The following is a 14399-nucleotide window of genomic DNA, read 5'->3' as shown; positions in this document are numbered from 1 at the left end:
TTGGTATTACTGTTTAATAGCAATTTCGGTGAGATTCAAAGCCGGCATCATAAAAGAAACAACCTTTGTTCCATTGTTTTCCAATCTATTACCTATTATTCTTTTCAGCTTTCCTTCAATGGTAAAGCTTATTGAAACTTCTTTATCGCTAAGGTAAACGTCGGGAAGTGTTAGATTGATTTCGGCGGATGAGCTGAAAAAAATCTGTTTGTCTTTAAAAGACAACACTGCCGAAGCACTTTTACCGGCGAACAGACCATATCCAGATTTTGAGAGTTCATTCCCATCAGTAAGAAACAAAAACACTAATCCATCAGCTTTAGCTCTCGCCATTCCATAAGTACCTTTAAACTGTATATCCTGATATTTAATGCTTTCGGCCGCTGCCCCTGCAAAAATATAATCGATCATTCCATTTTTACTTTCAACCTGGATTCCCGCAAAAGAAGAATCATTTCCTACCCCTGCAAATGAAGAGATCCTGGCAATATCTCCTCCAGTATTACCTTCGGCAGGCTCGTAAACTGCTACAAAGGGGCGCTCCCATGCCGCTCCATTCTGACGTACCACAACAGTAGGTAAAGGCAAGTTGGCAATACTATCAGGTATCAACTGATCTTTTCTCCAGGATTTTGAGGGTGGTGCTTTCACGCTGAAAATCTCACGATCCGGATATCCTTTCATCCACATGTTCATATATACTCCTGCCCTTCCAGGAATATCTAGCTCAAACCTGCCATTGAAATCGCCTGATGAAACGACAGACTGCTTATCGTACCAATAATCATAACCCATCAGCTCCTCATTGGCAAAGGTCAGCTTATCAGTAGCCTTTAAGGGCAATGGCTTTTTTAAGGCATCAGTAAGACTAAGTCGCTGCCCTAGATTATGATAGATATAATCATGATACTTATCACCTCCATTTTTTTTAGCCGACCGGAAAACATCAACATAATACCCACTAGAGTCACTGGTTCGTACAATGCTCATTAGCCTGTTCTGGTTAGAATTGGTCTCTGGTTCCAGAAACAGTAAATTCGAATAAGTAACATCCTTAAAGTATCCCTGTTTTATACCCGGTTCCGGATAAGCACCCTGTAGTTTAAGAAAATGGTTACTTTTCATAGTAGGGTATGATGAAATGCCATCTACCACTACAGTATTGTGTGCCGGGAACTGAGAGTAATATTCTGCATAATCGGATTGAAAATAACTACCTCCAATTCCCCCTTCAGGAGCAAGTATCAAGCCTTTCCCATATAATTCCATCGCAATTCCGTTCGCATGCGCATGATTTCCGCCTGAACCGGCCTGAGAGATCATTAGGCCATGGTGCGGATCAATACCATTGCGCTGTACCATCCAGGCTACATTAGGCGCCCAAAAAGTGGCAGTCATATAATCCTCTGGTAAACCAGTTGCTACCGATTCACTAAGCGTTAAAGGTGGATTACTAAACAAAGACATAAAACCAGTCCTTAACTTTGGCAAACCTGATTCCTCCTTTTGTCGCAGATTCTGCATTGTTTTTAACAAACGTGTATAATATAATTCCTGTTGTTTTTTTCCATGCAACCTGGCATTCCTGATCAGATCTTCCATGGGTTCCATGCGGATTGGCCCATAATGAGTGTCCCCAAATCCAACGATAGACCCATTGGGAAATAAGTATTGTGGCTGTGCAGAAACTGCCTGACTAAGCACAGGCAGTTCAGGTAAGAGATCCATTTTCATGGTTCTATCAAAGAAGTTTACAAAACCCGTAAAATCAGCCAAAACATTTACCGAATAGCCCGGAGATTCGGCCCATATTCCCGTCTTGGGATCATAGCCTTTCTTTAAAATATCGGTAAGAGCCCATTGCCGTGTATGAGTTTGATTCAAAATCTGATCCAGATAGTACCCACAACCTTTTTTATCCGGATAAACCTGATCATTTTCAAGTATCAGGGCGATGCAGGCAACAAACCTTGCCTCTATCAGGTTCCAATTATTGAAAGGCACACCGTTTTTAATAACAATATCCGCCCATCTCTTAAATGTTTCTGCATACAAAGGCAATTGTTTGGGGTGTTTTTTTTGAATGTAGCCATGCAAAAAATCATAGCATGCAGTTAAAGGCTCCAGCATGTCTTCATGAATTACTTCAAATGACGACAAACCTACCAAAGTCTGATCATGCCCTTTGTTCAGGTCTATTGGTTCATTCCGGTAATACATTCCGGTCATATAGGTATTGAAAAGATCGTAAGCGAATTTTCCATATTTTTCTGATCCGGTATGCCAGTAAATCATTGCCGCATCTCTTGCCTTATTGATGATTTCAATATTTATCGATTCAATACTTCTGCCTGTTTTAGACTGATCTACCCATTCCCAGTCCTGTCCGGATCCCTTGCTTTGAAAATAGACCTTGCCATCCTGATCCATGTAGGGTTTAATATCTTCCAGTTTAGGCCGCATATACTGACTGACAACATCTCTGGTACCGGTAAACCGTACTGTTGGGACCGGCGCTTTTCCTGTTGCATAGGCATAAGCGCCATTTTTTATGAAAACATCTGTTGAATGGGTATTCCAGTACATCTGCAGGCGGGAAACCATCCAGGTGCTGTCTTGTTGATGCCGATCAACGTAAGGACTTACCTCAGCAGTAATTTTCTCATATGTAGTTTTTGCCCAATCTTCACGACTAATCAATGTGGCCAGTCGTGCTTTTCCCGTTTTCGCATCGGTGAGCAGTCTTGGGTGTTCAGTATGGGTTAAAGAAGGTATTTTGATGTGCTGAGCCCTTGCCATACCAACCCAAAAAAGGCCTGACAAGAACACACTTACTATCTTTCGTTTCATTAATGTTTTACTTTATAAAATCTAGCTCCGAAAAAGAAAATCACCAGGTAACAGGCAATGGGTGCATAATACGCATGAGCCACTCCAAAATGGTCTGCCATTCTTCCCATAATGAATGGAAAAAAGGCCCCTCCCACAACTCCCATAGAAATGAATGAGGAAGCCTGCTGGGTGTGGGCGCCTAGATTCTTGATTCCAAGACTGAAAATAGTAGGAAACATGATGCTAAAAAAGAAATTGATCATCAGCAAGGCTACATAAGAAGGCCAGCCCAATCCTTGTGCTACGATAATACACATTAACACATTCCACAGGGCAAAAGCCGCCAACAGCTTATTTGGTGCAATTACCCGCATTAAAAAGGTACCTGTGAAGCGACCTAGAAGCATTAACCCCATAAACAAGACCATATAATTTCCGGCTTTTTCATCGCTGAATCCCATTTTTTCATGTCCGTAGTTGATAAAAAATGCCCAGGTTCCAGCCTGCGCCGCCACATTGAAAAATTGTGCAATCACCGCCCATACAAAATGCTTGTGTTCAAAAAGTTTTTTATCAGGTGCAGCATCAACATTCACAGCTGCTTCATCTGCCAGCACGGCATGTGGATCAGTGGTATCTTTTACCTTAACCATTGCAAAAGAAATGGCAATCAATACAATCACTCCCCCTATTACCAGATATAAAATCCTTACTGAAGTTAGGTCTGTGCTTCCCGGCGTGTTGTTTCTTAGTAAAAAATAAGAGCCGATCAATGGTCCCAGCATTGCGCCCACTGCATTAAAAGATTGGGCAAAATTAATCCTTTGATCACTTGTGCGCTGGTCTCCTAGTGCAGCTACAAAAGGGTGTGCTACAGTTTCGAGCGTTGATAAGCCACAACCCAGGATAAACAAGGCAAGACCAAAAAAAGCAAATGAGGAGGTATAAGCAGCAGGAACAAAAAGAAAGGCACCTGCTGCAAAAAGTGATAAACCAAGTAATACTCCGTTTTTATAACCATATCGTTTCATAAACAAGCCGGCAGGAATTCCCATCACCGCATAGGCGCCAAACACGGCAAATTGTACAAAGGCCGATTGCGATCTGCTCAAGCTCAGTACATGCTGAAAATGTTTATTTAAAACATCGGCCATGGTAATGGCGATGCCCCATAACATAAAAAGAGAGGTGACAAAAAAAAGGGTAACCAGATATTTCTTATCCGTAAAGGAAGCTTTAGTAGGTATCATTTTTATTGGGATTATCTTTGTTATTTGGAATACCAGCATCGGGAGCCGTCTTGGGTATTCCATTAATTCTATTCGCTATTTTTTGCCAGTGTTCCTTTATTTTTTGTGGAGAAACTTTTTCAACTCTAAAGGATAAAGGCCCTTCTTCCTCACAATCATCTTTTTTTGGTTTCTTTTCCTCCATACAATCAAGACAGAAAGAATCCGATCCCATACTCTTAGAATTGCAATTAAATTCAATGAAAATAATTTTATGCGTAAAAAAAGCCCCAATCATTCGAATGGGGCTTTCATTTTAAACATCTTTATCTTATTTCACCAAAATGAAACTTTTCCAGTGAACCGGTATCATTAAGTAACTGGATGGTAGTTGACGGACCCAGATTTACAGGTGCTGCCCATGAGTGGAGCGCCCACACAATTTTTTTAGCTGGCGTAACTTCGATAGCCTGAACCGGTGCATTTTCGGGGTCTAATTTACTATCCCATTGATTAAACCAGTTATTTATAAGTGTATTGCCATTTGGCAAACGTGTTGCAATTTGTGGTGATGAAACCTTATAATCGGATATTTCGTCTAAAATGTACTCCCAAACGATCTTCCCGCTACGGGTGATTTCCCGAACAAACCGATTATTACTGGTGACCAGTATATTACCATTTTTTAACTGTACGGCCGACCAAACACTGGGAACCTCAAGTGATAAAAGTTCCTTGCCATTGATGTCATACTCACAAACCTTACCCAAGTCCATATGAGCAACCAGAATGGTTCCTTCTTTTGTTAATCTGGCATGTCTGATTTGACCATGAGTACCACTTTTAAAAGGTAATTTAAACTCTTTTTCAATCTTGTTACTGCTGATATTCATGACCAAAACTTTAGCCGGATTACCATTTTGAACAAATACAACGTGTGTTTTGCCAATGAGCTGAGCTGTATGGGTTTCGAACCCTTCTGGTGTATTATACTTCCAAAGCACTTCTTTATTGGAATTAATTAAAGTAATGCCATATTGGTGGGCAAACAATACATTTCCATTTTTCATTAATATTGCATCACTAATTTCCCCTCTTCCCAGTGTATCTATATAAGACCATGTTATTTTACCACCACGCACAATATACATATTGCGGGATTTGGCTTCACCGGCATAAAAAAAATCGAATTGCTTAAGTCCTTTTCCTGGTAAAACTTTTGGCGCTAAAATATGACTGATGCCGGTTTGAGCCATCGTCTGTTTACCAATGCCAATCATCAATGCCAATATCAGCATGAACTTTAACTGAAGTTTGTTTTTCATACGCTTAGATGTTCTACCCAGAATATATCAGCATCAATGACTTTGGTATCAAAGTCATTGATGGGATATTTAGCCTCAATTATTTTTAAAAGCATGGTCATAGATATTTGCCCCATTTCAAAAGCTCGTTGTCTGATATGAGAAATTGGGGTTTGAAGCAAATCAATAATATCTACATTCGAAAAACCTATGATTGACAGTTCATCGCTTTTAATACCTAAATTTTTTACAGCTCTCAGGCAAGCCATGCTTAGCCTGTCTCCCGCCACAAATATTGCATCGGGGCTCTCGTCTAAAGCCATCAATTGTTTTATTGCCAGTTCAACTTCTTCATAATCGCTGCCCCCTGAAGGACAGAACTTGATCAGTTCATCACGCGATGAAATTAGCTGATCAGTCATTGCTGTTTTATATCCGCCTATCCGCTCTTTAGATATTGACAATTGTGGTGCATTAGCTAGAAAAGCGATATTTCTTTTACCATTTTCTATTAATTGCGTAGTGGCCTTATAGCAGCTTTCAAAATTATTACAGACTACTTTATAAGTATTTATTTCATCTACAATCCTGTCGAAGAAGACAATGGGCAAACCGCTTTTATGCATTTGCTGTAGATGTGTATATTCAGTTGTTTCGGAAGACATGGTAATGATCAGACCATCGACATAGCGGTTAGCCATATGGTTAATCACTTCGATTTCCTTGTGATATGAATCTTTTGTTTGCGAGATTATGGTATGATAACCCTCTTTTTCTGCTATTGACTCAATTCCTGATATGGCTTGTGAAAAGAAACTATTTGCTAAATCAGGGACAACTATGCCAATAGATTTACTTTTTTTACTCCTTAGTCCGGCCGCCATTGGGTTGGATTGATAATTTACAAGAGTGGCATAGTCATTCACCAGTTTTTTTGTCTTTTCACTAATGTCGTAAGTATCCCTTAACGCCCGGGAAACCGTTGAAGGTGAAAGGTCCAGTGCTATTGCGATATCTTTTAAAGTTATAGGTTTATACATAAAGCACGTAAGCTAAAACATGATGAATGTACTAAAAAACTCCTACACTTACCTAAACGACCTAATTGAAGTCGAACCAAAGCTTTCCTGATACCTTTGAACCCACCGCAATGTTTTTTTGACTTTGTGGTCCCATTGAATCTGCCTGCTTAAATTTATTCCCGATAGGTGCTATTGCATTTAAAAATCCAAGGTTTCCTTCTGGAAAAGGAGGGTTTACATGAGGGATGAACGATGTACGTTGCTTATCCGGTTTCAGCATCTGCAGAAACAAGTCTGATTTATCAGTATATACCTTAAATGAAGAACTCCCCGCTTGTATTTCTGCCCAATATAGATTAGCATGATAGCCCTTAAATTCCGGGTAAATAAAAGTTTCGCCAGTTATGGTATTATTGTAACTCTTTTCCCAAACGCTTGTACTCACTCCTTTTAATCTGTTTTTCCAGGTTCTGTAAGGTCCATCGCCCAACCATCGCATTCCTTTTATTTTAGATTCGTCGATGTTAAAAGTGATCCCATAAAAATTTGCGGTTCCTGTTTGTGTATAATCGTACTCCAGAGTTACAGGTTTTCCTGCAGCAAATAACCATTTGGCATGCAGCGTTGATTCACCTGAGTAAGAACTTTCTACTATGATTCCCCCATTTGCTGTTTTAGTATGTTTAAAGCTCTGAAGTGTCTGATCTACACCTGCAAGGATAGGACCATTACCAAGGGAAACTGCCCCTTTACTATTTTCAACAGTTTTTAAATAACCCGTCTGCGTATCAAAAGTATATGTTATACCATTCTGTACCACAACATATTCATTCTCTTTTTCTGAATCGGTAATTTTACTTTTTTGTTTGACTATAGAAATCAAATTCTTCTGTGCAATTTGAGCGGTGGTTTTAATAGGCCAAATCCAGGTATAAATTTCTCGACCTTGACTGTTTGTAGCGGTAAACCGCAATGCATCTGCATCTTTCCAGTTAGAAGAAAGGTTTAGTTTGAAATTATCTGTTTTACCCGGTGCCAATGCAACTGATAATTTGCCCGAAGAAATTTGGGTAAATCCACTTTTTTTATCTGTTGCCAAAGGATATTTAACCAGTTGCCAGCTAAACTTACAATCAGAAAGATTGGTGTACAAGTAGTTATTTTCTAGCTCAATAGTTATGTTTTGTGAAGTAAAATCCGGTTTTTTTGGCTGTACCGGGCTCCAAACCTCTTTGATGGTATAGAAACTTCCTTCTTTTTCGCGATGAGGACCAACAATACCATCCGCCCCATGGTTTCCATCGGTATCCAGACTGTCTTTTTTATCTTTTCTAACCACTCCTTCATCGGTTAGTGCCCACAGGAAGCCTCCTGCATGCCTCGGATTTTGACGAATGAGCTTCCAGTTATCATCCAGACTTGCTCCATGTCCTCCGTCGTAAAGACCATGGATCATTTCAGTATGAAGCAGTATATCTTGTTTTTTAGCGGCATTTTCGATGTAACTGTATTCAGGATAGTGTTTAGTGTTTATGTTGTTAAAATTACTCCAGGGATGAATCACTACCCGTTTTTGCGGATCATAAAATGCATAGTCGTTATCCAAATCGAAATTAAACCCTCCTTCATTTCCATTTGCCCAAAATACAACACTTGGATGGTTCACGTCACGAACTATCAATTCTTTAACCAGCTTTCGCCCAACGGGAGTACCGTAGTGTTGTTGCCAACCGGTTAGTTCATCAATTACAAATAATCCTATAGAATCGCAAAGGTCTAAGAATTCGGCATCAGGCGGATAATGGGACATACGAACACCGTTCATGTTCATATCTTTCATGAGCATAATGTCCTGAAGATGAATCTTTCTACTTAGTGTTCTGCCGCTTTCCGGCCAGAAACTGTGACGATCTACCCCTTTTATTAAAATCTTAGTGCCGTTTACATAAATACCGTCCGACTTTCTTACCTCTACTGTTCTGAATCCAAAGCGTTGATTTAGTAGATGAACAACGGCCCCATTTCTTACTATGCTCACATCAGCAGTATAAAGATTTGGGAATTCAGGGTTCCAGAGGCTAGGATTAGTAAACTTACCGGCAAGCCTTATAGAATCTGCAGGATTAGATACACTGTAAGTTAACGGAGTTCCGAATGAAGCTCCTTTTAATGTTTTCAATTGCACGGATATTTTATCTCCAGACTTTATATTGCCAGTAAATACATCTATTCCGAAATTCCCATCGGCCTTTGCATCAATTGCAACACGGTTAATAAACGACTTAGGCATTACCTTAAGGTAAACAGGGCGAAAAATACCTCCAAACACCCAGAAATCGCCTTCTCTTTCAGCATCATTTACTGTAGGATCAGCACTTTGTTTACTTACGGTTACTTCCAACACATTATCGGCATCAAATTTTAACAGATTATTTACATGGTAATTAAAACGGTAAAAACTACCCTGGTGTATCGCTCCAGCCAGCTGACCGTTAATTTTGACTTCAGCATCAGTCATCACCCCTTCAAAAACAAGTTGAATCTCTTTATCAGCCCAGGATTTGTCTGCTTTAAAATGATAGCGGTACAGACCCTGTTCATCCGATTTTTTCTTGTCATGACCATAATTGTAACCACCAAACCCCTGTAGTTCCCATTGAGAGGGAACTGGTATCTCAGTCCATTTACCGCTATTCATTCCCTTGGTACAAAAGAATTCCCACTTAACAGTATTGTCCTTATCAGTTCCTGATAAATAAACAATCTTGGTTTGCTGCGCAAAAACTCCAACAGAGATTAAGCCAACAAGGCACAAGACACAGAAAATAATTCGTTTCATGATTGTCAAATTGAAAGATTATGGAACCATTTTATACAACACACCCTTTTGGCTTTCCAGTAAAACGGTAAGCATATATATATCACCTTTAAGATCCTCCCCAAAACTGTAGATATGCCAGTATCCCGGATCTCTGGAAATTGACATTTTTGTTCTTACCCATTTGTTGTTTGAACCTTTGGAAAGGTTCCAGACCGGCCCCATAAAATCGCCAAAAACATACTTACCACTTAAGGATGGAATTGCCTTACCACGGTATACATATCCACCTGTAATGCTTATGCCTTCGGTATGCGGATATTCGGCAATTGGCAAAATATGTTCTTTAGGTTGTGGATCTGCTGGCCTGTAGGAATGAACACCTTCAAATGCACGCCAACCGTAGTTGCCCCCTTTTGTAACCAGATCTATTTCCTCGTATTTATCCTGACCTACCTCACCAGCAAAAAGCTCATTGGTTTTACGATCAAAGCTGAAACGCCATGGGTTTCTAAATCCATAAGCATAGATTTCAGGGCGTACATTAGCAGTATTTACAAATGGATTATCGGCAGGAATCCCGTATGGGATCTTATTTACATCAATCCTGCTAATTTTTCCAAGCAGATTGGTTAAATTCTGTGCATTCCCATATTCACCATGCATGTCGTTCTGGCCACCGCCATCGCCAAGAGAGATATAAAGAAATCCATCTGCTCCAAACTGCAAACACCCACCATTATGATTGGATTCTGGCTGATCAACAACCAGTACCTTACGCATTTTCGTCTTATCGGCAATCTTGTTATTATTTTTAGATGCCGTATATTCTCTTACCTCCGATTGGTGGTCTGTTCCTTTGCCTTTTTGTGAAGGAGCACTGCAGTATATATAGAATTTACCATTAGTGGGATAGTTGGGATGAAATGCCAGGCCAAGTAATCCACGTTCATCGTAGCCTTCATTTTTTATCACTTCCTTTGAGATGTCAAGAAAAGGGGTTTGAATTAACTTTCCATTCTCTATAATACGTATACGACCCTCCTGTTCACAAACAAAAAGCAAATTCGGTTCTTTTTTAGTAACAGCCATTGCTGTAGGATGTGAAAGTCCGTCTGTAATTAGTTTTAATTTGACATTGTCAGTTTTAACTGCTTTCTGCCCAAATGAGGCTACAGCGGTTACTAAAACAAAAAGAATTGGCAAAAGGATCTTATTTAATGTTATTTTCATTGAGTGTACTTGGTTAAAAGGGCGTATTTCAATACGATATTAAGAAGTTTAATGCCCTTTTGCCTAATGTAAGCAATAAAAATTTATGCAATCGTTGCCGAAATCATGCAATTATTTATTTCTTTACCAAGGGTTGATCAGTTAAACCTGTAGCCCACCTTTTATTCGGTTTATCTGTTAAAGTAACTTCAATAAGGCCCCCATCTTTCAATCTATCATGACTGAGGTAACTCTTGGTATAAGCTTTCTTATCCCACTTAACCGCTGAAATATGGCCTGAGTTTTTAGATTGTTTGTGTGTTACAATAGTTAGTTTTTTTGCATTAGGAAGACTTATCGTAATGCGGTCAAATAAAGGAGTGGTAAGCAAATAATTATTGGAAACCGGATCTACAGGGTAAAATCCCAGAGAAGCAAACACATACCAGGCAGACATTTGCCCGGCATCATCATTGCCACTCAAACCTCCAGGTCCGTCACTATATTCATTGGCCAGAATCTCTTTTACCCTAAGCTGTGTTTTCCATGGGGAACCGGTGTAATTATATAAAAAAGGTATCTGGTGCCCTGGTTCATTTCCATGCCAATACTCGCCGCCATTAAAAAGCGTATCTAATGATTGTTCCAGCTTGCTTCTGCCTCCCATCAATTCGGCCAGTCCCTGTACATCATGTGGTACGTAAAAGGTATACTGTTGCGGTGTACCCTCTGTAATATAAGGCTCTTTGGCATTTCCTTTAAAAGGCTCATACCAGCTTTTATTGATATACCTGCCCCGCATCATGTTCACCTTTGCATCAAAAACATTGCGATAATTTTTACTCCTGCTCATCAATGTAGTATAATCAGCAGTTTTGTTCAATCCCTTTGCTACCATGGCCAAAGCATAATCGTCATAGGCATATTCCAAAGTTCTGCTGACCTGTTCTTTTTTATGAAAAGCCTCGGGTACACTGTCTTCCATTGGAATGTAGCCATATTTCAAATAAGTATCCAATGCACGTCTTCCTTGCCCGTTTGCATAGTCTGGTTTTGATGGACTATCAAACGCATTTTGTCGCATCAATCGATAAGCCTCATTCACATCGTAATTACGGATTCCCTTTGTATAAGCAGAGGCAATAAAAGCTGTTCCATGATCGCCAATCATTGCTGCAGTATAACTGTTCCAGCATGGAAAAATAGGCAACCAGCCTCCCTGGCTCCCTTTCAGGATCATAGATTGAACCGCATCATTGATCAATTCAGGTTTCAGCAACTCAAATAAGGGTAATTGAGCCCGGTAAATGTCCCACATGGAAAAATCGTCATAATAATTGCCTTTTGATAATTTTTCTAACTGATAGCTACCTGAAAACCTTGGATAGGTGCCATCCACATCATTAAATAAGCGTGGGTGCTGCATGCTGTGATAAAATGCTGTATAGAATATACGCTTGTCTTTAACAACTGATGTCTCAACTTTGACCTGACTCAGGGCTTGTTGCCAAACTTGCTTGTTTTGTGCGGTTAGCGCTGGAAAGTCCCAATTAGTGATCTCCTGTTCCAGGTTTTTCCTTGCTCCTTCCAGACTACTGAAAGAAGTACCTACCTGCACCCTTAGTACCTCTCCTTTATTTACTTTAAATCCCAGATAGGCACCAATATCTTTTTGTTTACCAATAGAATCTGTAGCAAGGACACCTTTGGAACTGAATGTTCCCTGACTGGCAATTGCCTTTTCAACTTTCAGATAAAAGAAGCCGTTAAACCCCGCAGGTTCACCCCAGCCCTGATAAATGCGGTGAACAGGATTATAACCCCACACCACTCCATTTTCTTTATCGATCTTCACAAATCCTTTTCCCTGATCGCTGTTAGGCATAATCAGCAAGTATAAGCTATCTGCACGATGTGCTGTAAACTGCATCATCGACGAACGAAGTGTTGCAGTAAGTTCTACATCCAATTGATACTTAGGTAAGCTGACCTTATAGTAATTTGGACTGGTGATTTCCTGCTCATGAGAAAATACTGCGCCATATTCTTCTGGTTTGGTCTTTAAACTCCCCATCATCGGCATAATAGTAAAGCTGCCGTAATCCTGTGTACAGGAACCGCTAAGCCAATGTGTAGCCCTAATACCGGTGAGCACACTGTCTTTATAAAGATATGGGGGAAGACATTTGGTTTCTGATTTACGTGTTTCGGGACTGAACTGAGTCATCCCAAAAGGGAGGCCTACGGCTGGGATAGTATTGGCATTTAATTCGGTTCCGCTACCGTGCTTTAAGGCTGCACTGGTTGTGCTGGCGGCTGTACCGGCAAGAGGCTGCACATACTGTACTACATCTTGCGCTTTTAAGGATAAACCAAGGCTAAACAGCAACAAACTGCCCAAACCACAACGAAAAATAAAGGAAACACTTCTCATAATTAAACTACGTATTGTTTTTAAAGCTAATAAAAAACGATCTGATTATGTTTTTCATTGTTTCTTGATTGCCTCAAATTTAGCAGGGAAAGCAGATTCCCCTTCCAGGTTAATCGTTTTTAAATCTATAACGCCATTACTCTCCAATACATGTGCAAAATAGTCGGGCCTGTTTTTACCCCAGGTTACCGCGCAATTTCTTAAGGTAATCTGACTTGCCTTATCAAGGTAAAAAGCGGATGTTCTGGCTTTCAAAAGCCCCTCAACATTGCTCGGCCGACGATCGTAAACTCCTCCTGGTAGTGTCGTCGTTTTATTGATGAATACATCAACCCCATCAAAAACAACTCCCGACACTTTATCTGGCGATTCTGCACCTAGATAAATACCATTCTCGCTAACACATTTAATATTGTTGAAATAGATGCCCGTTACTGCTCCCACTTTTCCTTCAGTCTGCCCCTTAGGGAAACGCCAGCCTGCATCTTTATTATTGCCTTTTGCCCGCGGATAGGCAGTTACATAGATTGGCTCGGCCTTGCCCCACCAAACATCAGAAAACAAATGAGCCTCAATAATTATATTTGAAAATATCACGTTGGAAACTGTCCCTTCATCCCTGTTTTGAATACCAATACCTCTATTGCTTTTGCTGATAATACAATTATTAATTAACACGTTATTGATGCTATCCATGTTTTCTGACCCTATTTTAATAGCACACGAACGAGAGCTCATGGTACAATTGCTAACAGTGATATTTTCGCAAGCACCAAATTCTTCATACTCCCTTCTGTTTTTTAAACAGATACAATCATCACCAGATTCTATGTAACAATTACTGATCCTTACATTTTTACTGTGATCAAGATCTATCCCATCACTATTCCTTACTTTTAAACTGTTCAAAAGGGTGATATTATCTATGACCACATCATCGCAGCCAATTAAATGGACTGTCCAATAGGCTGAGTTTTGAATGGTAAGGTCACTTATTCTGATGTTCCTGCCTCCAATAATGGTAAGAATATGGGGTCTGGGATCAACAACATTAAAAGGTTTTAACACATAAGAATCTTCTAATTCAGCACCCATAAAAGAGATACCATTGCCATCAATAGTTCCAGCTCCATGAATGGTAACATTAACTAACTTCTCACCACCAATCCATATGGTTCCTTCGCCTTTATTTTCACGAAATGCACTTTCGGTATATACTTTCTCATCGGGATTTGCCAATATTTTAGCATTGGTTTCAATATAAAAATCTACAAAAGACTTAAGCTTGAAAGGTCCGGCCAGATAGGTTTTTCCTGAGGGTACAACTACCCTACCACCGCCCGCATCAGAACAGGCATCAATGGCCTTTTGAATGGCCAGAGCATCATCAGTTCGGCCATCTCCTTTTGCCCCGTAGGTAACAATATTATATTCTTTAACATTATCTTTTGAGCTTATGGCCTTAGAAATTAAGGGTAAGAAACTGATTAAAAAAATGTTTAAGACAAGTGTATATTTTCTTAGTTCATTCATGGTTTGTTGTCATCT

At 39.9% G+C, this 14399-nt stretch carries 9 protein-coding genes; all 9 read right to left on the bottom strand.

Features of this window, described 5'->3' with window-relative positions:
- Nucleotides 1-6: 6 nt before the first annotated feature.
- The 9 genes from HQN86_RS06370 to HQN86_RS06330 all read right to left on the bottom strand — a co-directional run bounded on the left by HQN86_RS06370 (nt 7) and on the right by HQN86_RS06330 (nt 14384).
- Entirely contained in the window at nt 7-2850 is a 2844-nt protein-coding gene (locus tag HQN86_RS06370) for a heparinase II/III domain-containing protein (protein ID WP_172660160.1), read from the bottom strand.
- Nucleotides 2850-4082 (bottom strand): L-fucose:H+ symporter permease, encoded by a 1233-nt coding sequence (fucP, locus tag HQN86_RS06365; protein ID WP_172660159.1) that lies wholly within the window; start codon nt 4080-4082, stop codon nt 2850-2852. Before fucP ends, HQN86_RS06370 begins: the two co-directional genes overlap by 1 nt.
- Nucleotides 4069-4266, bottom strand: a complete 198-nt coding sequence (locus HQN86_RS06360) for a hypothetical protein (RefSeq protein WP_172660158.1) — start codon at nt 4264-4266, stop codon at nt 4069-4071. Before HQN86_RS06360 ends, fucP begins: the two co-directional genes overlap by 14 nt.
- A 121-nt stretch (nt 4267-4387) precedes the next feature.
- Nucleotides 4388-5386, bottom strand: a complete 999-nt coding sequence (locus HQN86_RS06355; RefSeq protein ID WP_172660157.1) for a beta-propeller domain-containing protein — start codon at nt 5384-5386, stop codon at nt 4388-4390.
- Nucleotides 5383-6405, bottom strand: coding sequence for a LacI family DNA-binding transcriptional regulator (locus HQN86_RS06350; RefSeq protein ID WP_172660156.1), 1023 nt, complete (start codon nt 6403-6405; stop codon nt 5383-5385). Before HQN86_RS06350 ends, HQN86_RS06355 begins: the two co-directional genes overlap by 4 nt.
- 61 nt (nt 6406-6466) lie before the next feature.
- Nucleotides 6467-9226, bottom strand: a complete 2760-nt coding sequence (locus HQN86_RS06345; protein ID WP_172660155.1) for a glycoside hydrolase family 2 protein — start codon at nt 9224-9226, stop codon at nt 6467-6469.
- 18 nt (nt 9227-9244) lie between these two features.
- Nucleotides 9245-10438, bottom strand: a complete 1194-nt coding sequence (locus HQN86_RS06340) for a PQQ-dependent sugar dehydrogenase (protein ID WP_172660154.1) — start codon at nt 10436-10438, stop codon at nt 9245-9247.
- A 115-nt stretch (nt 10439-10553) separates the two neighbouring features.
- Nucleotides 10554-12851, bottom strand: coding sequence for a GH92 family glycosyl hydrolase (locus tag HQN86_RS06335; RefSeq protein WP_172660153.1), 2298 nt, complete (start codon nt 12849-12851; stop codon nt 10554-10556).
- A 54-nt stretch (nt 12852-12905) separates the two neighbouring features.
- Nucleotides 12906-14384: a glycoside hydrolase family 28 protein gene (locus tag HQN86_RS06330; protein ID WP_172660152.1), complete on the bottom strand. Its 1479-nt coding sequence runs from the start codon at nt 14382-14384 to the stop codon at nt 12906-12908.
- Nucleotides 14385-14399 lie beyond the last annotated feature (15 nt).

Origin of the sequence: Pedobacter panaciterrae (assembly GCF_013204795.1) — a bacterium.
GTDB lineage: Bacteria > Bacteroidota > Bacteroidia > Sphingobacteriales > Sphingobacteriaceae > Pedobacter > Pedobacter panaciterrae.
Note: the sequence above shows the minus strand (reverse complement) of the source record. Positions and strands in the feature narration are given on the sequence as shown.

What these genes read in the sequence shown, in the direction of transcription:
- HQN86_RS06330 (WP_172660152.1), bottom strand. Translation starts at nt 14,384, where the DNA reads ATGAATGAACTAAGAAAATATACACTTGTCTTAAACATTTTTTTAATC.
- HQN86_RS06360 (WP_172660158.1), bottom strand. Translation starts at nt 4,266, where the DNA reads ATGGAGGAAAAGAAACCAAAAAAAGATGATTGTGAGGAAGAAGGGCCT.
- HQN86_RS06340 (WP_172660154.1), bottom strand. Translation starts at nt 10,438, where the DNA reads ATGAAAATAACATTAAATAAGATCCTTTTGCCAATTCTTTTTGTTTTA.
- HQN86_RS06345 (WP_172660155.1), bottom strand. Translation starts at nt 9,226, where the DNA reads ATGAAACGAATTATTTTCTGTGTCTTGTGCCTTGTTGGCTTAATCTCT.
- HQN86_RS06355 (WP_172660157.1), bottom strand. Translation starts at nt 5,386, where the DNA reads ATGAAAAACAAACTTCAGTTAAAGTTCATGCTGATATTGGCATTGATG.
- HQN86_RS06335 (WP_172660153.1), bottom strand. Translation starts at nt 12,851, where the DNA reads ATGAGAAGTGTTTCCTTTATTTTTCGTTGTGGTTTGGGCAGTTTGTTG.
- fucP (WP_172660159.1), bottom strand. Translation starts at nt 4,082, where the DNA reads ATGATACCTACTAAAGCTTCCTTTACGGATAAGAAATATCTGGTTACC.
- HQN86_RS06350 (WP_172660156.1), bottom strand. Translation starts at nt 6,405, where the DNA reads ATGTATAAACCTATAACTTTAAAAGATATCGCAATAGCACTGGACCTT.
- HQN86_RS06370 (WP_172660160.1), bottom strand. Translation starts at nt 2,850, where the DNA reads ATGAAACGAAAGATAGTAAGTGTGTTCTTGTCAGGCCTTTTTTGGGTT.